Below are 19,468 nucleotides of genomic sequence, written 5' to 3' on the forward strand. Positions count from 1 at the left end.
GGTCAGCCCGGCCAATCGATGTCGGGTGTATGTAAATGGCTTCCAGGGTCAACCTGTGGGGCTGGAGAAAAACCATGAGTCTAAGCAATCGTCTCGGATTGCTGGGCCGCAAGGTGGGCATGATGCGCATCTTCACGGACGACGGCGATGCCGTGCCTGTGACGGTGCTGGATGTGTCCAACAACCGCGTGTCCCAGATCAAGACCGTAGAGACCGACGGCTACACCGCCATTCAAGTGGTGTACGGTGAGCGCAAAGCATCGCGCGTTACCAAGCCGGAAGCCGGCCACCTTGCCAAGGCAGGTGTGGAAGCCGGTCGTGTCATGAGCGAATTCCGTGTTGCCGCTGAAGTGGCCGCCGAGTACAAGCCTGGCGCGCAAGTGCCGGTCTCGCTGTTCGCAGTGGGTCAGCTGGTGGACGTGCAAGGCACCTCCATCGGTAAGGGCTTCGAAGGCACCATCAAGCGTCACAACTTCAGCTCGCAGCGTGCTTCGCACGGTAACAGCCGCTCGCACAATGTTCCTGGTTCCATCTCGATGGCACAGGATCCGGGCCGCGTGTTCCCGGGCAAGAAGATGTCGGGTCACCTGGGTGACGTGACGGTGAGCGTGCAGAACCTGGACATCGTGCGCGTTGACGAAGTTCGTCAACTGCTGCTGGTCCGCGGTGCTGTGCCGGGTTCGAAGAACGGCCACGTTGTCGTTCGTCCCGCCGTCAAGGTCAAGCTCAAGAAGGGAGCCATCTGATGCAGCTCGAGCTCCTGAATGAGCAAGGTCAGGCCACCGCCAAGGTGGACGCTCCTGATACGCTGTTTGCTCGCGATTACAACGAAGCCCTGGTGCACCAGGTGGTCGTGGCCTTCCAGGCCAACGCTCGCCAAGGCACTCGCGCCCAGAAGGACCGCGAACAAGTCAAGCACTCGACCAAGAAGCCGTTCCGTCAAAAGGGAACGGGTCGTGCACGTGCTGGTATGACGTCCTCGCCGCTGTGGCGTGGGGGCGGTCGGATTTTCCCGAACATGCCCGACGAAAACTTCACCCACAAGCTGAATAAGAAGATGTACCGCGCCGGTATGGCCGCCATCCTCTCGCAGCTGGCACGTGAAGGCCGTCTGGCCGTGATCGATTCGATCACGCTGGAAGCTCCCAAGACCAAGCTGTTGGCCGCCAAGTTCAAGGCCATGGGCCTGGAATCGGTGATGCTGATCGCTGATCAGATGGACGACAACCTGCTGCTCGCTTCGCGCAACCTGGCCAATGTGCTGGTGTGCGAGCCGCGCTACGCGGATCCCCTGTCGCTGGTCTTCTACAAGAAGGTGCTGGTGACCAAGGCCGCTATGGAGCAACTCCAGGAGATGCTGGCATGAGCGCCCAAAAGTATTCTGAAGGCCGTCTGGCCTCGGTGCTGCTGGCTCCCATCGTGTCCGAAAAGGCCACGGCGGTTGCTGAAAAGCACAACCAAGTGTTGTTCAAGGTGCTGCGCGACGCCACCAAGCCCGAAATCAAGGCCGCTGTTGAACTGATGTTCAAGGTCGAGGTTGAGGCTGTGAACGTCGTCAACGTCAAGGGCAAGGTCAAGCGCTTCGGCCGTTCCATCGGTCGCCGCGACCACGTCAAGAAGGCGTACGTGTCGCTGAAGGCGGGCCAAGAGCTCAACTTCTCCGGGGAGGCTGCGTAATGGCCGTCGTTAAAGTCAAGCCGACTTCACCTGGCCGCCGTGCCGTCGTGAAGGTGGTGCACTCGCACCTGCACAAGGGCGCTCCGGAAGCTTCGCTGCTGGAACCGCAAAAGCAAAATGCTGGCCGTAACAACAACGGTCACATCACGATTCGCCACAAGGGCGGTGGTCACAAGCACCACTACCGTGTGGTCGACTTCAAGCGCAACAAGGACGGCATCCCCGCCAAGGTTGAGCGCATTGAATACGACCCGAACCGTACGGCGCACATCGCTCTGGTGTGCTATGCCGACGGCGAGCGTCGTTACATCATCGCTCCCCGTGGCCTGGAAGTGGGTTCGACCATCGTGAGCGGCGCGGAAGCCCCGATCAAGGCTGGTAACACCCTGCCCATCCGCAACATCCCCGTGGGCTCCACCATCCACTGCGTCGAAATGCTGCCTGGCAAGGGCGCGCAAATCGCCCGCTCGGCTGGCGTGTCCGTGGTGCTGATGGCTCGCGAAGGCGTCTACGCCCAGCTGCGTCTGCGCTCGGGTGAAGTCCGTCGCATCCACATCGACTGCCGCGCCACGATTGGCGAAGTGTCGAACGAAGAGCACCAGCTGCGCCAGTACGGCAAGGCCGGCGCAATCCGTTGGAAGGGCATCCGTCCGACCGTTCGTGGTACCGCCATGAACCCGGTGGATCACCCGCACGGTGGTGGTGAAGGTCGTACCGGTGAAGGCCAGGCGCCTGTGTCGCCGTGGAACACCCTCACGAAGGGCTTCCGCACTCGTAACAACAAGCGCACGCAGACGTTCATCGTTTCGCGTCGCAAGAAGTAAAGGGTAGGCCATGACTCGTTCACTGAAGAAGGGCCCGTTCATTGACCACCACCTCTTGGCCAAGGTCGAGAAGGCGGTTGCTGCCAAGGACAAGAAGCCTATCAAGACCTGGTCGCGTCGTTCGACGATCCTGCCCGAGTTCATCGGTCTGACGATCGCCGTCCACAACGGCAAGCAACACGTGCCGGTTTATGTGTCGGACCAGATGGTCGGCCACAAGCTGGGTGAATTCGCACTGACCCGCACCTTCAAGGGCCACCCGGCCGACAAGAAGGCCGGGAAGAAGTAAGGATGCCAACGATGGAAACCAAAGCAATCGTTCGCGGCGTTCGCCTCTCGTGTGACAAGGGCCGCCTGGTGGCGGACCTGATCCGCGGCAAGAAGGTGGACCAAGCGCTCAACATCCTGGAATTCACCCAGAAGAAGGCGGCCCTGATCATCAAGAAGGCGCTGGAAAGCGCCATCGCCAACGCCGAGCACAACGACGGCGCTGACATTGATGAGCTCAAGGTCACCACGATCTATGTGGAGCAAGGTGCAACTCTGAAGCGTTTCTCTGCCCGCGCCAAGGGCCGTGGCAACCGCATCAGCAAGCCCACCTGCCACATCTTCGTGTCGGTCGGCAACTGAAGGCTGAAGGAAGACTATGGGACAGAAAATTCATCCGACCGGTTTTCGCCTGCCTGTCACGCGTAACTGGGCTTCGCGTTGGTACGCGAACAACCAGAACTTCGCGTCCATGCTGGCCGAAGATCTGCAGGTCCGCGACTTCCTGAAGGCACGCCTGAAGAACGCCGCTGTGTCGCGCGTTCTGATTGAGCGCCCCGCGAAGAACGCCCGCATCACCATTTTCTCGGCTCGTCCGGGCGTGGTGATCGGCAAGAAGGGCGAGGACATCGAAAGCCTGAAGGCCGAGCTGACCAAGCGTCTGGGCGTGCCGGTGGCAGTGAACATCGAAGAAGTGCGCAAGCCTGAAATCGATGCTCAGCTGATCGCCGACTCGATCACCCAGCAGCTGGAAAAGCGCATCATGTTCCGCCGCGCCATGAAGCGTGCGATGCAGAATGCGATGCGTCTGGGTGCTCAAGGCATCAAGATCATGTCGTCGGGCCGTCTGAACGGCATCGAAATCGCTCGTTGCGAGTGGTACCGTGAAGGCCGTGTGCCTCTTCACACCCTGAAGGCTGACATCGACTACGGCTTCTCCGAAGCCAGCACGACGTACGGCATCATCGGCGTGAAGGTGTGGGTCTACCGCGGCGACCGCCTGGCCAACGGCGAAGCGCCGGTGATCAAGAGCGAAGCTGGTGAAGACGATCGTCGTCCGCGTCGCAACGCCCGTCCTGGCGCCCCGGCTGGCCGTGGCCGCCCGGGTGGTGACCGTGGTCCGCGTGGTGAAGGCGGCGACAAGCCGGCTTCCACCGGTGACGCAGCCCAGCCCGCTGCCAAGCGTGTCGTCCGCAAGGCCGCACCCGCTGGCGGTGAGGCCAAAGGAGAATAAACATGCTGCAACCAGCTCGTCGCAAATACCGCAAGGAGCAAAAGGGTCGTAACACTGGTGTTGCTACCCGCGGTGCTGCCGTTTCTTTCGGTGACTTCGGTCTGAAGGCTACCGAACGCGGCCGCCTGACGGCTCGTCAAATCGAAGCTGCACGTCGTGCAATCTCGCGCCACATCAAGCGCGGTGGTCGTATCTTCATCCGCATCTTCCCCGACAAGCCGATCTCCCAGAAGCCCGCCGAAGTCCGTATGGGTAACGGTAAGGGCAACCCGGAGTACTACGTCGCTGAAATTCAGCCTGGCAAGGTGCTCTACGAGATCAACGGTGTGCCGGAAGCCCTGGCTCGCGAAGCGTTCACTCTGGCTGCTGCAAAGCTGCCGCTGAGCTGCACCTTCGTGACCCGCCAGGTCGGCACCTGAAGCGGAGAACACCATGAAAGCATCTGAACTGCGTGGCAAGGATGTCGCTGCCTTGGAAAAGGAAGTGACCGACCTGCTGAAGGCCCATTTCGGCCTTCGCATGCAAAAGGCGACTCAACAGTTGACCAACCACACCGTGTTGGGCAACACGCGCCGCGACATCGCTCGTGTCAAGACCATCTTGAACGAGAAGAAGAAGGGAGCCGCGAAATGACGCAAGCTCAAGAAAAGAACACGCGCACCCTGGTCGGTCGCGTGGTCAGCGACAAGCGCGCCAAGACCATCACGGTCCTGGTTGAGCGTCGGGCCAAGCACGAGCTCTACGGCAAGATCGTGGCCCGTTCTCGCAAGTACCACGCCCACGATGAAAAGGGCGAGTACAAGATGGGTGATGTGGTTGAGATCGCTGAAAGCCGTCCGCTGTCCAAGACCAAGAGCTGGGTCGTGACCCGCCTGGTCGAGAAGGCACAAGTGGTTTAATCACCGCAAAACATGTCTTTCGCGGGGTCTTCGGGCTCCGCATGACAGGAATGACCGGAACGCTGGAATACTGGCGCCCGGTCATTTTTCATTTCCGGCCTTGGATCCTTTATTCGTCGCACGCTGCTGTGGCGAAGCAGGGTCGGTTCCCCTTTCACATCTATCTACAAAGGACACCTCATGCTGAAGATCGGCGATCGCCTGCCCGCGGCCACCCTGCAAGAATTCATCGAAGTTGAAGGCGAGGGCTGCTCCCTCGGCCCGAACAAGTTCGCCGTCGACGCCCTGGTGGCTGGCAAAAAGATTGCCATCTTTGCGCTGCCTGGTGCGTTCACGCCGACCTGCTCGGCTCAGCATGTGCCGGGCTATGTGCAGCAGGCCGAGGCTCTGCGCGCCGCCGGTGTCGATGAAATCTGGTGCCTGTCGGTCAATGACGCCTTTGTGATGGGTGCCTGGGGACGTGAGCAGAAGACGGCCGGCAAGGTTCGCATGATGGCGGATGGCAGTGCCGAGTTCACCAGGGCCACGGGCTTGACGCTGGATCTGACTGCGGGCGGCTTGGGCCTGCGTTCGCAGCGCTATTCCATGCTGGTGGTCGATGGCGTGGTCAAGACGCTCAATATCGAAGCACCCGGCAAGTTCGAAGTGAGCGATGCAGCGACCATGCTCGCTCAAGCTCAGCAAGTCTGAGTTCAAGCGGCGCATCGAGCGCCGCTTCTCGTCGAGCGCGAGGTTTGCCAAGCCCGCAGCCACCGGCCCGGTGGGCTGTCTGGGCTTTGGAATGTTTTTCAATTCGCACTTGACGGCATCAGGACTTCTGGTGCACAATCTAAAGCTTCGCCGAACGCACGGCGCATCTTGTGATGCGTTATGGCCTCGGATCCGCCCTCAACTGCTGGGCGCGAAACTCACACATGAGTGCTGAGAATCGCGTTTGGTCAACGGGCCCAAGACTGACCGATGAATTTGCCGCGCGATGCAGCAGAGGATTTGGGAAAAGTTGGGGATAGACATGATTCAAATGCAATCGCGACTCGATGTCGCGGACAACACTGGCGCCAAGTCCGTCATGTGCATCAAGGTGCTTGGTGGTTCCAAGCGTCGTTATGCCGGTATTGGTGACATCATCAAGGTCAGCATCAAAGAAGCTGCGCCTCGCGCCCGCGTCAAAAAGGGTGAGGTTTACAGCGCTGTGGTGGTTCGCACCGCCAAGGGCGTGCGTCGTCAAGACGGCTCTTTGGTCAAGTTCGACGGCAATGCCGCCGTGCTGCTGAACGCCAAGCTCGAGCCGATCGGCACTCGTATCTTCGGCCCGGTGACGCGTGAACTGCGTACCGAGCGTTTCATGAAGATCGTGTCGCTGGCGCCTGAGGTTCTCTGAGCTCAGCCACAGACAAAGGTATTGCCATGAACAAGATTCGCACAGGCGACGAGGTCATCGTTCTGACCGGCCGTGACAAAGGTAAGCGTGGTGCGGTGACGCAGCGCGTGGATGCTGATCACATCGTCGTCGACGGCATCAATGTCGTCAAAAAGCACGTCAAGCCCAACCCGATGAAGGGTACCACCGGTGGTGTGGTGGACAAGACGATGCCTATCCATCAATCCAACGTGGCGATTTTCAACGCTGCATCCGGCAAGGCCGATCGCGTGGGCATCAAGCTGCTCGCCGATGGCAAGAAGGTGCGCGTTTACAAGTCGACCGGCGAAGAGATCAAGGCTTAAGGGGTTCGACATGGCTCGTTTGCAAGCGTTTTATCGCGAAAAAGTTGTGCCCGACCTCTCGGCGAAGTTTGGTTACAAGTCGGTCATGGAAGTGCCGCGCATCACCAAGATCACCCTGAACATGGGTGTCAGTGAAGCGGTCGCCGACAAGAAGGTCATGGACCACGCCGTGGGCGACCTGACCAAGATCGCTGGCCAGAAGCCTGTGGTCACCAAGTCGAAGAAGGCCATTGCAGGTTTCAAGATTCGTGACAACGTGCCGATCGGCTGCATGGTCACCCTGCGCGGCGTTCAGATGTATGAATTCCTGGATCGTTTCGTGACGATCGCGCTGCCGCGCGTTCGTGACTTCCGTGGTATCTCGGGTCGCTCGTTCGACGGCCGCGGCAACTACAACATCGGCGTCAAAGAACAGATCATCTTCCCTGAGATCGACTATGACAAGGTGGATGCGCTGCGTGGTCTGAACATCAGCATCACCACTACCGCCAAAACGGACGACGAAGCCAAGGCACTCCTGGCTGCGTTCAAGTTTCCGTTCAAGAACTGAGGTGACTCGTGGCTAAAACTTCACTTATTCAACGTGAACTGAAGCGCGATGCGTTGGTGGCCAAGTACGCGAAGAAATACGCGGAACTGAAGGCAATCATCAACGACGCGAAGAAGTCGGACGAAGAGCGCTACATCGCTCGCCTGGAGCTGCAGAAGCTGCCTCGCAACGCCTACCCGACCCGTCAGCGTAACCGCTGCGCGTTGACCGGCCGTCCCCGCGGTACCTTCCGCAAGTTCGGCTTGGCCCGTAACAAGATTCGTGAGCTGGCCTTCAAGGGCGACATCCCCGGTGTCGTCAAGGCCAGCTGGTAATCGGCACGATTAGGAGATTTCGCAAATGAGCATGAGTGATCCTATCGCCGATATGCTGACCCGCATTCGCAACGCCCAGAGCGTTGAGAAGCCCAGCGTCGTGATGCCTTCCTCCAAGTTGAAGATCGCGATCGCCAAGGTCTTGAAGGACGAGGGTTATATCGACAGTTTCGCAGTGCGCGGTGAAGCCGCTCGCCCCGAGCTGGAGATTGCGCTGAAGTATTACGCCGGTCGCCCGGTGATTGAGCGCATCGAACGCGTGAGCCGTCCCGGCCTGCGCATTTACAAGGGCCGCCACGACATCCCTCAGGTCATGAATGGCCTGGGAGTGGCGATTGTCACTACGCCCCAGGGCGTGATGACCGACCGCAAAGCACGTCAAGCCGGCATCGGCGGCGAAGTGCTCTGCTACGTCGCCTAAGCGCAAGGAGAGACACACAATGTCCCGCGTTGGAAAAATGCCGGTCGCCATTCCCCAGGGAGTGGATGTGACCATCACTGCTGACCAAGTCAGCGTCAAGGGCGCTCTGGGCACGCTGGTGCGTCCCCTGAACGGCCTCGTGACCATCAAGAATGAAGGCGGCCAGCTGTCTTTCGTTCCCCGTGACGACTCCTCCGCCGCTGGCGCGATGAGCGGCACTGTTCGCGCTCTGGTGGCCAATATGGTCAACGGCGTGAGCAAGGGTTTCGAAAAGAAGCTGAACCTGGTTGGCGTGGGCTTCCGTGCCCAGGCTCAAGGTCAAAAGCTGAACCTGCAGATCGGTTTCTCTCACCCCGTGGTGAAGGACATGCCGGCTGGCATCAAGGTTGAGTGCCCGACCCAGACCGAAATTCTGATCAAGGGCGCGGATCGCCAGGTCGTCGGACAACTGGCCGCGGAAGTGCGCGCCTTCCGTCCGCCGGAACCCTACAAGGGCAAGGGCATCCGCTATTCCGACGAGAAGGTCTCTCTCAAAGAGACCAAGAAGAAGTAAGGAGCAGCGCCATGTTGACCAAAAAAGAACAGCGCATCCGTCGCTCGCGTCAGACTCGCGCCCGCATTGCGGTGCAGCGCGTCGTTCGCCTGACGGTGTTCCGCTCCAATCTGCACATCTACGCAAGCGTCATCTCCGACGATGGCACCCGTGTGTTGGCCAGCGCTTCGACCGCCGAGAAGGCAGTCCGCGAGCAACTGGGCGGCGCAGGCAAGGGTGGCAATGTGGCTGCAGCCACATTGATCGGCAAGCGCATCGCCGAAAAGGCGAAGGCTGCTGGTATCGAGAAGGTTGCTTTCGACCGCGCAGGTTTCGCCTATCACGGTCGTGTCAAGGCTTTGGCCGAAGCAGCCCGCGAAGCCGGCCTGCAGTTCTGACGCAAAAAGGATTTCGAAATGGCAAAGTTTCAACCCCGCGTGCAGACCGAAGGCAATGACGACGGCCTGAAGGAAAAGATGATCGCGATCAACCGCGTCACCAAGGTGGTGAAGGGTGGTCGTACTCTGAGCTTCGCCGCGTTGACGGTGGTCGGTGATGGCAATGGCCGCATCGGTATGGGCAAGGGCAAGGCGAAGGAAGTTCCCGTCGCCGTGCAGAAGGCGATGGAATCTGCCCGTCGCAACATGATCAAGGTTGACCTGCGCAACGGCACCATTCACCACAATGTGGTGGGCGGCCATGGCGCAGCCAGCGTGATGATGATCCCCGCACAAGCTGGTACCGGCGTGATCGCCGGCGGCCCGATGCGCGCGGTCTTCGAAGTGATGGGCGTGACCGACATCGTGACCAAGAGCCACGGTTCGACCAACCCGTACAACATGGTTCGCGCCACTCTGGACGCGCTGAAGCGCTCCACGACGGCTGCGGAAGTCGCCGCCAAGCGCGGCAAGTCGGTCGAAGAAATTCTCGGCTGATTCGCCAGCATTGGAGTAGACACATGTCTGACAAGAAAACCGTAACCGTCAAGTTGGTTCGCAGCCCCATCGGCACCCGTGCATCGCACCGTGCCACCGTGGTGGGTCTGGGCCTGCGCAAGCTGAACAGCACCAGCGTGTTGGAAGACACGCCGGCCGTGCGCGGCATGATCAACAAGATCGCCTATCTCGTGCAGGTGCTGTAAGCACCGTCACGAACCGAGGACTACACATGCAACTCAATACCATTCAGCCCGCAGCTGGCGCCAAGCACGCCAAGCGTCGCGTGGGCCGTGGCATCGGCTCCGGTCTGGGCAAGACCGCTGGCCGTGGTCACAAGGGTCAGAAGTCGCGCGCAGGCGGCTACCACAAGGTGGGTTTCGAAGGCGGTCAAATGCCTCTGCAACGTCGCCTGCCCAAGCGTGGTTTCAAGTCGGCTTCGTTGAAGTTCAACGCCGAAGTGAACCTGGACGATCTGCAAGCCCTGGTGGCCGACGAGATCGATCTGATGACGCTGAAGGCTGTGGGCCTGGTGCCTGAGCTGACCAAGAACGCCAAGGTCATCCTGTCGGGTTCGATCAGCCGCAAGATCACGCTGAAGGGCGTGGGCGCGACGGCTGGCGCCAAGGCTGCCATCGAGGCTGCCGGCGGCTCGGTCGCTTAAAGCTTTAGGAACAAGGCACAGTGGCTACCAACGCAAACCAACTGGCCAAGAGCGGCAAGTTCGGCGACCTGCGTCGTCGACTTGTGTTTCTGTTGCTGGCCCTGGTCGTGTATCGCATCGGGGGTCATATCCCCGTGCCTGGTATCGATCCGGCTCAGCTGCAGCAGTTCTTCAAGGGTCAGGAGGGTGGCATCCTGAGCCTGTTCAATATGTTCTCGGGCGGTGCGCTGTCGCGCTTCACCGTCTTCGCGCTGGGCATCACGCCCTACATCTCGGCCTCGATCGTGATTCAGTTGATGGGTTATGTCGTGCCGTCGTTGGAAGCGCTGAAGAAGGAAGGAGAGGCTGGCCGCCGCAAGATCACGCAGTACACGCGCTATGGCACTCTGGGCCTGGCCTTGTTCCAGTCGCTGAGCATCGCTCTGGCGCTGGAAAGCTCGGCTGGCTTGGTGGTCAATCCGGGCTTCGGCTTCCGCTTGACGGCGGTCTCCAGCCTGGTGGCCGGCACGATGTTCCTGATGTGGTTGGGTGAGCAGATCACGGAGCGTGGTCTGGGCAACGGGATTTCGATCCTGATCTTCGGCGGTATCGCTGCAGGCTTGCCTGGTGCCATCGGTGGTTTGTTGGAGCTGGTTCGCACAGGTGCCATGGGCCCGGTGTCCTTCCTGTTCCTGGCTGCAGTCGTCGTGGCTGTGACCTATCTGGTGGTGTTCGTCGAGCGCGGTCAGCGCAAGATCTTGGTGAACTACGCCAAGCGCCAGGTTGGTAACAAAGTCTACGGTGGCCAGTCTTCTCATCTGCCGCTGAAGCTGAACATGTCGGGCGTGATCCCGCCGATCTTCGCGTCGTCCATCATCCTGCTGCCGACCACGATCGTGAGTTGGTTTGCGACCGGTGACGGCCTGCGCTGGTTGAAAGATCTCGCTGGCATGGTGGCGCCTGGACAGCCGATTTACGTGCTGCTCTACGCCGCTGCCATCGTGTTCTTCTGCTTCTTCTACACGGCTCTGGTGTTCAACAGCCGCGAGACTGCAGACAACCTGAAGAAGAGTGGTGCGTTCATTCCGGGTATCCGCCCGGGTGATCAGACTGCCAAGCATATTGACAAGATCTTGTCGCGTTTGACCCTGGCTGGCGCCATCTACATCACCGGTGTGTGCTTGCTGCCAGAGTTCTTGACCTTGAAGTACAACGTGCCTTTCTATTTTGGCGGCACATCCTTGTTGATCATCGTTGTGGTCACCATGGACTTCTGGGCTCAGGTGCAGTCTTACGTGATGAGCCAGCAGTATGAATCGCTGCTGAAGAAGGCAAATTTCAAGGCCAGCTGAAAAGCTGAGTCCACGTTTAATCAATTTCCATCAGAACAGAAACGAAGGCATGGCGAAAGACGACGTCATTCAGATGCAAGGCGAGATTCTTGAGAATCTTCCTAATGCCACGTTTCGTGTGAAGCTGGAGAACGGGCATGTCGTTCTCGGCCACATCTCCGGCAAGATGCGGATGCATTACATCCGCATCCTGCCCGGCGACAAAGTCACCGTAGAACTGACCCCGTACGATTTGAGTCGTGCTCGCATCGTATTCCGGGCGAAGTGAGCTTTTCTTTTCCCCGGTTACGCGCTGTGAGCGCATTTGAGTAGGTCAAGGAGCAGACCATGAAAGTTTCGGCATCCGTCAAGCAGATGTGCCGCAATTGCAAGATCATCCGTCGCAAGGGCGTGGTGCGTGTGATCTGTACCGATCCGCGCCACAAACAGCGTCAAGGCTGATTGCTGCACGACACGAGCGAATTAGAGGACGCACATGGCACGTATTGCTGGTATCAACATTCCGCCGCATAAGCACACTGAGATTGGTCTGACTTCGATCTACGGCGTTGGCCGTACGACGGCTCAGAAGATCTGCACGTCTTGCGGTATTCCTTTCGACAAGAAGGTCAAGGACCTCACCGACGCTGATCTGGAAAAGATCCGTGATGAAGTGGGCCGCATGACCATCGAAGGCGACCTGCGTCGCGAGATGTCGATCAACATCAAGCGCCTGATGGACCTCGGTTGCTACCGTGGTTTCCGTCACCGCCGTGGTCTGCCGATGCGCGGTCAGCGTACTCGCACGAACGCTCGCACTCGTAAAGGCCCGCGCAAGTCGGCCGCTACGGGCAAGAAGTGATCTGCGCAAAGCATTGAAAGAAGGTCAAGATGGCAAAAGCACCCAATAACTCGGCTGCGCAACGCGTTCGCAAGAAGGTTCGCAAGAACGTTGCCGATGGCATTGCACACGTTCACGCGTCGTTCAATAACACGATCATCACGATCACCGACCGTCAAGGCGGCGCTCTGTCCTGGGCTTCCAGCGGCGGCCAAGGCTTCAAGGGTTCGCGCAAGTCGACCCCCTTCGCAGCCCAGGTGGCAGCTGAAGTGGCCGGCCGTGCTGCTCAAGACCAAGGCATCAAGAACCTGGACGTCAAGATCAAGGGCCCCGGCCCGGGTCGTGAGTCGTCGGTTCGTGCCCTGGGTGCTCTGGGCATCCGGATCAACTCGATCTCCGATGTGACCCCGGTGCCACACAACGGCTGCCGTCCGCAGAAGCGTCGTCGCATCTAAGTTTCCACGGATGCTCGCTTTTCTGCGATAATCTGCGGTTACTCATCGCCGGCGGGCACGCAAGTGCCGCGCCGGCGGTTCTGTTGAAGCCTTCGGGCTTGTTTGTGGCTTGTTGACAGCGCATCGTCGCTGCCCAGGCTGAATGTTGAAGACCACCGTCTGAGCCGATAAAAACACTGGCCGGACTCGCGCAGGGTGCCACCGTTCGAGGGTGGGCTGGCGTCAGATTGATCAAGGACACGCAAAGTGGCACGTTACCTCGGCCCCAAGGCCAAACTTTCCCGCCGTGAAGGCACCGACCTGTTCCTGAAGAGCGCCCGCCGCCCGATCAGTGACAAGGCCAAGTTCGACTCCAAGCCGGGTCAACACGGTCGCACTTCCGGCCAACGCACCTCTGACTTCGGTCTGCAGCTGCGCGAGAAGCAAAAGGTCAAGCGCATGTACGGTGTGCTGGAGCGTCAGTTCCGCCGCTACTTCGCCGAAGCCGAGCGCCGCAAGGGCTCGACCGGCGTCAACCTGCTGACCCTGCTGGAATCGCGCCTGGACAACGTCGTCTACCGCATGGGCTTCGGCTCCACCCGCGCAGAAGCCCGTCAGCTGGTTTCGCACAAGGGCATCACCGTGAACGGTGAAGTCGTGAACATCGCTTCCTACCTGGTAAAGGCCGGTGACGTGGTCGCCGTGCGTGAAAAGGCCAAGAAGCAGCTGCGCATCATCGACGCGCTGAAGCTGGCCGAGTCCATCGGTCTGCCGGCCTGGGTGACTGTGGATGCCACCAAGCTGGAAGGCGTCTTCAAGAAGGCCCCCGATCGCGACGAGTTCGGTGCTGAGATCAATGAATCGCTGATCGTTGAGTTGTACTCGCGTTAATCGATCTTCTTTTGCCGACGATGCCCGCAAGGGCATGGTCGGCGTTTCCTCGTCTGGGCTACGCGCAGACGCGCAAGGCCCGGCTGGTCCCTCAGCCTTATCGGTGTAACGAACCGAGGGTATTGAAAGAAAGACCTCATGCAAACAAACCTGCTCAAACCCAAATCCATCAATGTGGAGCCCCTGGGCGGTCATCGCGCCAAGGTGACTCTGGAGCCGTTCGAACGCGGCTATGGCCACACCCTGGGCAATGCCCTGCGCCGTGTGCTGTTGTCTTCGATGGTGGGGTATGCGCCGACTGAAGTCACGATCGCTGGGGTGCTCCACGAGTACTCGGCCATCGACGGTGTGCAGGAAGACGTCGTTCATATCATGCTCAACCTGAAGGGCGTGGTGTTCCGTCTGCACAACCGCGAGGAAGTGACGCTGGTTCTGCGCAAGGAAGGTGAAGGCCCGGTCACGGCCGCCGACATCCAGACTCCGCACGACGTGGAAATCGTCAACCCCGAGCATGTCATCGCCCACCTGTCGCAAGGCGGCAAGCTGGACATGCAGATCAAGGTCGAGAAGGGCCGTGGCTATGTGCCGGGTTCCATGCGTCGCTACGGCGATGAGCCGACCAAGACCATCGGTCGCATCGTGCTGGATGCGTCGTTCGCACCCGTCCGCCGCGTCAGCTACGCCGTTGAGAGCGCCCGTGTGGAGCAGCGCACCGACCTCGACAAGCTGGTCATGGAGATCGAAACCAACGGCGCCATTTCGCCCGAGGAAGCGATCCGCGCATCGGCCAAGATCCTGGTGGAACAACTGGCCGTCTTCGCTCAGCTGCAAGGCAGCGAAGTGCCTGATTTCGACCAGCCTGCACAGCGCAGCTCGTCGTTCGACCCAATCCTGCTCCGCCCTGTGGACGAGCTGGAATTGACGGTGCGTTCGGCCAACTGCCTGAAGGCCGAAAACATCTACTACATCGGCGACCTGATCCAGCGTACCGAGACCGAGCTGCTGAAGACCCCGAATCTGGGTCGCAAGTCGCTCAACGAAATCAAGGAAGTGCTGGCTTCGCGCGGTCTGACTCTGGGCGCCCGCCTGGAAAACTGGCCGCCGCAAGGTCTGGACAAGCGCTGATCGGCGTATCCCGCAGCGTTGGCTTTGGCCGAATCGGCGGCAGCCTCAGGCTCTGAAGTTTTTTTGAAAGTGGGTGGCCGTGTCGGCCACCCGGTGCACCCGGGCAGTACCTGATACGGCTGCTGGGATTAATCGAGAAAGGAATAGCACCATGCGTCACCGTAACGGCCTCCGTAAGCTGAACCGTACCTCCGAACACCGCAAGGCGATGCTGCGCAATATGTGCAACTCGCTGCTGCAACACGAAGCCATCAAGACCACGGTCCCCAAGGCCAAGGAACTGCGCCGCGTTGTCGAGCCCCTGATCACCCTGGCCAAGGTCCCGACCGTGGCCAACCGCCGTCTGGCTTTCGACCGTCTGCGTGACCGCGACATGGTCGTCAAGCTGTTCGACGTGCTGGGCCCGCGTTTCGCGGCTCGTCCGGGCGGCTACACCCGCATCCTGAAGATGGGTTTCCGCGTCGGCGACAACGCGCCCATGGCGTATGTGGAACTGGTGGATCGCGCTGAAGGCGAAACCGCTGGCGAAGCGGCTGAGTAATTCAAGCCCTTGCGCACAGCCAGGGCAGGCGGACTGAAGTTTCGGTTTGCTCTGTTCGGTAATGAAGGCCAGCCATCGTGCTGGCCTTTTTTTTTGCGCGCAGCGCGAACAAGCCCGGTGGCAGCGACTGCTTGTGAACCACCGGGCGAGCGCCACCTTGAGCTTTCGGCGTACAGTTCGGCGCCTTGCATGGCACTTCGGGCGGCGCAGTTCGGCCCCGTGCTTTTGAAACCCTTTTTGACCTTTGGAGCACCCATGGCCACGGCGCCGGGTGTCGCTTGCTCATGATGCGTCTGTCTTCCTTCACGTCCTTGTGGCGTCCCCTCGCTGGGCTGCTGCTGATGCTGGGCCTTTGGGTGTTGCCGGGCCTGGTGCGCGCGGACGATTTCCTGGATCCCGAGCAGGCCTTCAAGCTGTCGGTGAAGCCGCTGGATGAACGCAGCGTCGAAGTGCGCTTCGACATCGCGCCGGGGTACTACATGTACCGCGAGCAGTTCAAGGCCGAGTCCGCAGAAGCGAAGCTGGCAGCGCTGGACATCCCGAAAGGCAAGGTCAAGTTCGACGAGACCTTTCAAAAGGAAGTCGAGATCTACCGTGAGGCCTTGGTCGTCAAGGTGCCGGTGGAACAGGCGACAGGTGCTTTCAAGTTGCTGGTGGGCGGGCAAGGTTGCGCCGACAAGGGGCTGTGCTATCCGCCCATGAGCTCGGAGTTCCAGGTGCGCCTGGCCGCTTTTGGCGGTGGCAGCAATGAAGTCAAGCCTGCCGCAGGTGAGGGCGCACTGGCGACGGGCGCGCAAAGCAGCCCGGTGGCAGACGTGGTTCCGGCCGCGCCGGCCAGCGCTGTCAATGCGGCACCGGTGTCCGAGTCCAACCGGCTGGATGCAGCCCTGCAGTCGGGCAAGTTCTGGACGGTGGTGGGGGTGTTCTTTGTGGCCGGCTTGCTGCTGTCGCTCACGCCTTGCGTGCTGCCCATGCTGCCGATTCTGTCCTCCATCATTGTCGGTGAAGCGCAGGGCGGCAAAGCCACGCGCGGCCGCGGCCTCTTGCTGGCGGCCAGCTATTCCCTGGGCATGGCCTTGATTTACACGGCGCTCGGCGTTGCGGCCGGTCTGGCCGGCGAGGGGCTGGCTGCCACCTTGCAAAAGCCCTGGGTGCTGGCTGCCTTCGCCGGCGCGCTGGTGCTGTTCTCGCTGTCCATGTTCGGCGCCTACGAGATCAGCCTGCCCAGCAGCCTCAGCGGCGGTCTTTCGCAGGCCTCGCAGCGCCTGCCTGCCGGCCACATCTTTGGCGTTTTCGTGATGGGCGGCGTCTCGGCCCTGATCGTCAGCCCCTGCGTGGCTGCACCTCTGGCCGGCGCTTTGCTTTACCTGAGCCAGACGCGCGATGTGGTGCTGGGCGGCAGCGCCCTGTTCGCCCTGGCCAGCGGCATGAGCGTGCCCTTGCTGCTGCTCGGCGCTTCGGCCGGCAGTTTGCTGCCGCGCGCCGGCGCCTGGATGGACGGCGTCAAGCATTTCTTCGGCATGCTCTTGCTGGCCGTGGCCTTGTGGACCGTGCAGCCGGTGCTGCCGGCGGCGCTGGCACAGGCGCTGTGGGGCGCGTTGCTGATTGGCAGCGCCTCGATGCTGGGCTTGTTCGAACCGGCGCACGCCGTGCACCGCCCGCGCACCTGGCTGCGCAAAACGGCTGCCGTGCTGGCGTTTGCCTACGGCCTGCTGCAGGTGGTGGGCGCGGCCAATGGCGGCACCGACCCGCTCAAGCCCTTGGCGGGCGTGGGTCTGGCTGAGGCCAAGGCCGGCGGTGCCACACCGGCGGTCGGCGGCTTGAACTTCCAGAAGGTTCACAGCGTGGCCGAGCTCGATGCCGCCTTGGCCACGGCCGGCCGTCCGGTCATGCTGGACTTCTATGCCGACTGGTGCGTGTCCTGCAAGGAGATGGAGCGCTTCACCTTCTCCGACCCGGCCGTGCGCCAGCGTCTGGCGGGTGCCTTGCTGCTGAAGGCCGATGTCACGGCCAACACAGCGGCCGATCGCGAACTGCTCAAGCGCTTCAAGCTCTTCGGCCCGCCGGGTTCGATCTTCTTCGACGCGCAAGGCCAGGAGCTGACCGGGGTGCGCGTGATCGGCTTCCAGAACGCCGAGCGCTTTCTTTCTTCGCTTTCTGCCGCTGGACTTTGACGCCAGGGCAGAAACTGCGCTATACTGCTAGCTTCAGTCGCGGGGTGGAGCAGTCTGGTAGCTCGTTGGGCTCATAACCCAAAGGTCGTAGGTTCAAATCCTGCCCCCGCAACCAAATACCAGTGCAGTGCGGCCCGCTTTGAGTGGCGCCCGTGTTGACAGCAAGATCCATGAAACACGCAAGGCTGCCGAATTCGGTGGCCTTTGTTTTCATCACCCATCAGTCGCGGGGTGGAGCAGTCTGGTAGCTCGTTGGGCTCATAACCCAAAGGTCGTAGGTTCAAATCCTGCCCCCGCAACCACCATCAAGTCGCAGCGCCAACCGTGAGGTTGGCGTTTTGCTTTGTGCCTTCGTTTTGCTGGCTGATGCACTGGGATTCGGACGCACTTCCGCGGGTGCCGCGGCGCCCGCTGCTCGCCCAACAGCCGTGCTTTTCTTTGCGCTGTCACACAAGCCCAAGGATGCCCAGGGGCTACGATGCGAGCTTCGCCGTCAGCAGGCGCAGCCGGGTTGTTTAGAGGCTTGCACCTAGAATGCCGGCCCGCGCTGATTTCGCAGCTCCGATCCCTCCACCGACCCTGATTGATGACCCGGCCCTCGAATCTTCTCCTCCGTCTGCTGCCGGCGCCTGTGCGCGGCCTGCTTGCCAGCGTCTTGCTGGCTCTGAACACCGTGATCGGCGTGGCCTTGATGATGCCGCCGGCCCTGTTCAAGCTCATCCTGCCTCTGCTGCCGGTGCGCCGCCTGTGTGACCGCACCCTGAACGCCATCGCGGCCGGCTGGGTGGCTTTCAACAATGGCTGGATTGCCGCCTTGAATCCGCAGGTCTGGGATGTCCAGGGCATGGACGGCCTGCACGAGCGCGGCTGGTACCTGGTCTCGCCCAACCACCAGACCTGGGTGGACATCCTGGTGTTGCAGCGCGTGTTCCATGGCCGCATTCCCTTTTTGAAGTTCTTCCTCAAGCGCGAGCTGATGTGGGTGCCGGTGATCGGCCTGGCCTGGTGGGCGCTCGACTTCCCCTTCATGAAGCGCGGCCGCAACGCCAGCTCCCAGGCGGACGATTTGGAGACCACGCGCAAGGCTTGCGAGCGCTTCAAGACCATCCCGACCACGGTGATCAATTTCGTCGAAGGCACACGTTTCAGCGCTGCCAAGCAGCAGGAGCAGAACAGCCCGTACGAGCATTTGCTCAAACCCAAGGTCGGTGCGCTCAGCATGGCCCTGGCCACCATGGGCGATCAGTTCGAAGCCATGCTCGATGTGACCTTGGCCTACCCCGAGGGAACGCCCAGCTTCTGGGATCTGCTCTGCGGCCGCTGCGGCTCCGTGGTCGTGCGGGTGCAGCAACGCCCGATTCCGGCCGAGCTGGTGGGAGGCAACCCCATGGCCGACAAGCGCCTGCGTGCCGGCATCTCGATGTGGATCAAGCGTCAATGGACCGACAAGGACGAGGTCTTGAAGGGCTTGCTGCCGCCGCGCTGATGCGGCATGTCACTGAACGTCCGAGGGGACGCTGACCCACCGTCCCACCGGCAAGCGGTGGCTCAGAGTTCTTTGATGTGGTTGTTGGAGCCCACACCGTCCACCTGGGTCTTGAAGCCCTTGGGTACAAAGACGGTGTTCTTGCTGCCCGTGAACTCGATCCGTTCGACCTTGGCGCTGGCCGGGATGCGAACGGTGTTGCCCACGCCGGTGATCAGCAGGCGCTGGATGGTGTTGCCTTCACCGATGGTGACATCGCAGTCGATGCCGTTGATGTCCACGTCATACAGGCCCGGCCGGTCGATGGTGGACTTGACGCGCACCCCGTCCACCTCGGTCAGAGAGCCGCTGCTGCTGGTGCCGCCACAGCCGCCAAGCGCCAGGGCGACGGCGCTCCCCAAGGCCATGAGCAAGGTCAATGCAGTGCGCCGGGACTGCGGGGTTTGCGTGGTAGGCAAGGCGTGATTCAGGTGAAGAGGATTCATGCTGGATGGCTCCGAAATCAATGGGCGGGTGGCGCCGGGACAGCGGCCACAACGAGCGTCCGCCCGGCAGGGCTTAGGACGGGCCGCAGTCTGGCCCCTGACGCATGAACACGGGATGAAGGCGCGAGACCTTCGCGCG

Annotated in this window: 32 protein-coding genes and 2 tRNA genes; 33 read left to right on the forward strand and 1 reads right to left on the reverse strand. The window is 61.0% G+C overall.

All coding sequences use genetic code 11. The features are described from left to right. The first annotated feature begins 74 nt into the window (after positions 1 to 74). The 33 genes from rplC to C1O66_RS00380 all read left to right on the forward strand — a co-directional run bounded on the left by rplC (position 75) and on the right by C1O66_RS00380 (position 18,844). Entirely contained in the window at positions 75 to 746 is a 672-nt protein-coding gene (gene rplC / locus C1O66_RS00220; protein WP_102766016.1) for a 50S ribosomal protein L3, read from the forward strand. Continuing rightward, positions 746 to 1,366, forward strand: a complete 621-nt coding sequence (gene rplD, locus C1O66_RS00225; protein ID WP_102766017.1) for a 50S ribosomal protein L4 — start codon at positions 746 to 748, stop codon at positions 1,364 to 1,366. Before rplC ends, rplD begins: the two co-directional genes overlap by 1 nt. Then, positions 1,363 to 1,677 (forward strand): 50S ribosomal protein L23, encoded by a 315-nt coding sequence (rplW, locus tag C1O66_RS00230; protein ID WP_102766018.1) that lies wholly within the window; start codon positions 1,363 to 1,365, stop codon positions 1,675 to 1,677. The genes rplD and rplW overlap by 4 nt, the downstream gene beginning before the upstream one ends. Beyond that, positions 1,677 to 2,501 (forward strand): 50S ribosomal protein L2, encoded by an 825-nt coding sequence (rplB, locus tag C1O66_RS00235; RefSeq protein WP_102766019.1) that lies wholly within the window; start codon positions 1,677 to 1,679, stop codon positions 2,499 to 2,501. Before rplW ends, rplB begins: the two co-directional genes overlap by 1 nt. A gap of 10 nt (positions 2,502 to 2,511) precedes the next feature. Beyond that, on the forward strand, positions 2,512 to 2,790 hold the full coding sequence (rpsS, locus tag C1O66_RS00240; protein WP_102766020.1) for a 30S ribosomal protein S19: 279 nt from the start codon (positions 2,512 to 2,514) through the stop codon (positions 2,788 to 2,790). An 11-nt stretch (positions 2,791 to 2,801) separates the two neighbouring features. Beyond that, on the forward strand, positions 2,802 to 3,131 hold the full coding sequence (gene rplV / locus C1O66_RS00245; protein ID WP_102766021.1) for a 50S ribosomal protein L22: 330 nt from the start codon (positions 2,802 to 2,804) through the stop codon (positions 3,129 to 3,131). A 16-nt stretch (positions 3,132 to 3,147) separates the two neighbouring features. Next, positions 3,148 to 4,002, forward strand: a complete 855-nt coding sequence (gene rpsC / locus C1O66_RS00250) for a 30S ribosomal protein S3 (protein ID WP_102766022.1) — start codon at positions 3,148 to 3,150, stop codon at positions 4,000 to 4,002. Between the two features lie 2 nt (positions 4,003 to 4,004). Further along, positions 4,005 to 4,421 carry a 50S ribosomal protein L16 gene (rplP, locus tag C1O66_RS00255; RefSeq protein ID WP_058721910.1) on the forward strand — a complete coding sequence of 139 codons (417 nt, stop codon included), beginning with the start codon at positions 4,005 to 4,007 and terminating at the stop codon, positions 4,419 to 4,421. A 13-nt stretch (positions 4,422 to 4,434) separates the two neighbouring features. Next, positions 4,435 to 4,635 carry a 50S ribosomal protein L29 gene (gene rpmC, locus C1O66_RS00260; protein WP_102766023.1) on the forward strand — a complete coding sequence of 67 codons (201 nt, stop codon included), beginning with the start codon at positions 4,435 to 4,437 and terminating at the stop codon, positions 4,633 to 4,635. After that, the gene (rpsQ, locus tag C1O66_RS00265; RefSeq protein WP_102766024.1) at positions 4,632 to 4,901 is read left to right on the forward strand and encodes a 30S ribosomal protein S17; all 270 of its coding nucleotides are present in this window, start codon (positions 4,632 to 4,634) and stop codon (positions 4,899 to 4,901) included. Before rpmC ends, rpsQ begins: the two co-directional genes overlap by 4 nt. 180 nt (positions 4,902 to 5,081) lie before the next feature. Then, the gene (locus tag C1O66_RS00270; RefSeq protein WP_102766025.1) at positions 5,082 to 5,591 is read left to right on the forward strand and encodes a peroxiredoxin; all 510 of its coding nucleotides are present in this window, start codon (positions 5,082 to 5,084) and stop codon (positions 5,589 to 5,591) included. A gap of 322 nt (positions 5,592 to 5,913) precedes the next feature. Beyond that, positions 5,914 to 6,282, forward strand: a complete 369-nt coding sequence (rplN, locus tag C1O66_RS00275) for a 50S ribosomal protein L14 (protein ID WP_058721914.1) — start codon at positions 5,914 to 5,916, stop codon at positions 6,280 to 6,282. 26 nt (positions 6,283 to 6,308) lie between these two features. Next, on the forward strand, positions 6,309 to 6,626 hold the full coding sequence (rplX, locus tag C1O66_RS00280; RefSeq protein ID WP_102766026.1) for a 50S ribosomal protein L24: 318 nt from the start codon (positions 6,309 to 6,311) through the stop codon (positions 6,624 to 6,626). A gap of 10 nt (positions 6,627 to 6,636) precedes the next feature. Further along, positions 6,637 to 7,176, forward strand: coding sequence for a 50S ribosomal protein L5 (rplE, locus tag C1O66_RS00285; RefSeq protein ID WP_102766027.1), 540 nt, complete (start codon positions 6,637 to 6,639; stop codon positions 7,174 to 7,176). A gap of 8 nt (positions 7,177 to 7,184) precedes the next feature. Further along, complete coding sequence (rpsN, locus tag C1O66_RS00290; RefSeq protein ID WP_102766028.1) at positions 7,185 to 7,490, forward strand: 30S ribosomal protein S14; 306 nt, start codon at positions 7,185 to 7,187, stop codon at positions 7,488 to 7,490. Positions 7,491 to 7,515: 25 nt separating this feature from the next. Beyond that, complete coding sequence (gene rpsH, locus C1O66_RS00295; RefSeq protein WP_102766029.1) at positions 7,516 to 7,911, forward strand: 30S ribosomal protein S8; 396 nt, start codon at positions 7,516 to 7,518, stop codon at positions 7,909 to 7,911. Between the two features lie 19 nt (positions 7,912 to 7,930). Next, on the forward strand, positions 7,931 to 8,464 hold the full coding sequence (rplF, locus tag C1O66_RS00300) for a 50S ribosomal protein L6 (protein WP_102766030.1): 534 nt from the start codon (positions 7,931 to 7,933) through the stop codon (positions 8,462 to 8,464). Between the two features lie 11 nt (positions 8,465 to 8,475). Continuing rightward, positions 8,476 to 8,841, forward strand: a complete 366-nt coding sequence (gene rplR / locus C1O66_RS00305; protein ID WP_102766031.1) for a 50S ribosomal protein L18 — start codon at positions 8,476 to 8,478, stop codon at positions 8,839 to 8,841. Positions 8,842 to 8,859: 18 nt separating this feature from the next. Next, positions 8,860 to 9,378 carry a 30S ribosomal protein S5 gene (gene rpsE / locus C1O66_RS00310; RefSeq protein ID WP_102766032.1) on the forward strand — a complete coding sequence of 173 codons (519 nt, stop codon included), beginning with the start codon at positions 8,860 to 8,862 and terminating at the stop codon, positions 9,376 to 9,378. A 23-nt stretch (positions 9,379 to 9,401) separates the two neighbouring features. Further along, positions 9,402 to 9,584, forward strand: coding sequence for a 50S ribosomal protein L30 (gene rpmD / locus C1O66_RS00315; protein ID WP_102766033.1), 183 nt, complete (start codon positions 9,402 to 9,404; stop codon positions 9,582 to 9,584). 26 nt (positions 9,585 to 9,610) lie between these two features. After that, complete coding sequence (rplO, locus tag C1O66_RS00320) at positions 9,611 to 10,042, forward strand: 50S ribosomal protein L15 (RefSeq protein WP_102766034.1); 432 nt, start codon at positions 9,611 to 9,613, stop codon at positions 10,040 to 10,042. Between the two features lie 20 nt (positions 10,043 to 10,062). Next, entirely contained in the window at positions 10,063 to 11,373 is a 1,311-nt protein-coding gene (secY, locus tag C1O66_RS00325) for a preprotein translocase subunit SecY (RefSeq protein ID WP_102766035.1), read from the forward strand. Positions 11,374 to 11,422: 49 nt separating this feature from the next. Next, entirely contained in the window at positions 11,423 to 11,641 is a 219-nt protein-coding gene (gene infA / locus C1O66_RS00330) for a translation initiation factor IF-1 (protein WP_009855680.1), read from the forward strand. A 59-nt stretch (positions 11,642 to 11,700) separates the two neighbouring features. Further along, a complete protein-coding gene (gene rpmJ, locus C1O66_RS00335) occupies positions 11,701 to 11,814 on the forward strand; it encodes a 50S ribosomal protein L36 (RefSeq protein WP_056194202.1) in 114 nt (37 codons plus the stop codon). Between the two features lie 34 nt (positions 11,815 to 11,848). Further along, positions 11,849 to 12,214, forward strand: a complete 366-nt coding sequence (gene rpsM / locus C1O66_RS00340; protein WP_102766036.1) for a 30S ribosomal protein S13 — start codon at positions 11,849 to 11,851, stop codon at positions 12,212 to 12,214. A gap of 29 nt (positions 12,215 to 12,243) precedes the next feature. After that, complete coding sequence (gene rpsK, locus C1O66_RS00345) at positions 12,244 to 12,648, forward strand: 30S ribosomal protein S11 (RefSeq protein WP_058721926.1); 405 nt, start codon at positions 12,244 to 12,246, stop codon at positions 12,646 to 12,648. A 246-nt stretch (positions 12,649 to 12,894) separates the two neighbouring features. After that, a complete protein-coding gene (gene rpsD / locus C1O66_RS00350) occupies positions 12,895 to 13,518 on the forward strand; it encodes a 30S ribosomal protein S4 (RefSeq protein ID WP_102766037.1) in 624 nt (207 codons plus the stop codon). A gap of 138 nt (positions 13,519 to 13,656) precedes the next feature. Continuing rightward, complete coding sequence (locus C1O66_RS00355) at positions 13,657 to 14,643, forward strand: DNA-directed RNA polymerase subunit alpha (protein ID WP_102766038.1); 987 nt, start codon at positions 13,657 to 13,659, stop codon at positions 14,641 to 14,643. Between the two features lie 151 nt (positions 14,644 to 14,794). After that, on the forward strand, positions 14,795 to 15,184 hold the full coding sequence (gene rplQ, locus C1O66_RS00360) for a 50S ribosomal protein L17 (RefSeq protein WP_102766039.1): 390 nt from the start codon (positions 14,795 to 14,797) through the stop codon (positions 15,182 to 15,184). A 311-nt stretch (positions 15,185 to 15,495) separates the two neighbouring features. After that, complete coding sequence (dsbD, locus tag C1O66_RS00365) at positions 15,496 to 17,358, forward strand: protein-disulfide reductase DsbD (RefSeq protein WP_333780352.1); 1,863 nt, start codon at positions 15,496 to 15,498, stop codon at positions 17,356 to 17,358. A gap of 38 nt (positions 17,359 to 17,396) precedes the next feature. After that, positions 17,397 to 17,473, forward strand: a tRNA-Met gene (locus C1O66_RS00370). Between the two features lie 110 nt (positions 17,474 to 17,583). Further along, positions 17,584 to 17,660: transfer RNA gene (locus C1O66_RS00375), tRNA-Met, on the forward strand. Between the two features lie 284 nt (positions 17,661 to 17,944). Further along, entirely contained in the window at positions 17,945 to 18,844 is a 900-nt protein-coding gene (locus C1O66_RS00380; protein WP_102766041.1) for an acyltransferase, read from the forward strand. A gap of 62 nt (positions 18,845 to 18,906) precedes the next feature. Here C1O66_RS00380 and C1O66_RS00385 read toward each other — a convergent pair whose 3' ends face one another. Further along, the gene (locus tag C1O66_RS00385) at positions 18,907 to 19,251 is read right to left on the reverse strand and encodes a hypothetical protein (RefSeq protein ID WP_102766042.1); all 345 of its coding nucleotides are present in this window, start codon (positions 19,249 to 19,251) and stop codon (positions 18,907 to 18,909) included. Positions 19,252 to 19,468 lie beyond the last annotated feature (217 nt).

Origin of the sequence: Paucibacter aquatile, from assembly GCF_002885975.1 — a bacterium.
Taxonomy (GTDB): Bacteria; Pseudomonadota; Gammaproteobacteria; order Burkholderiales; family Burkholderiaceae_C; genus Paucibacter_A; species Paucibacter_A aquatilis.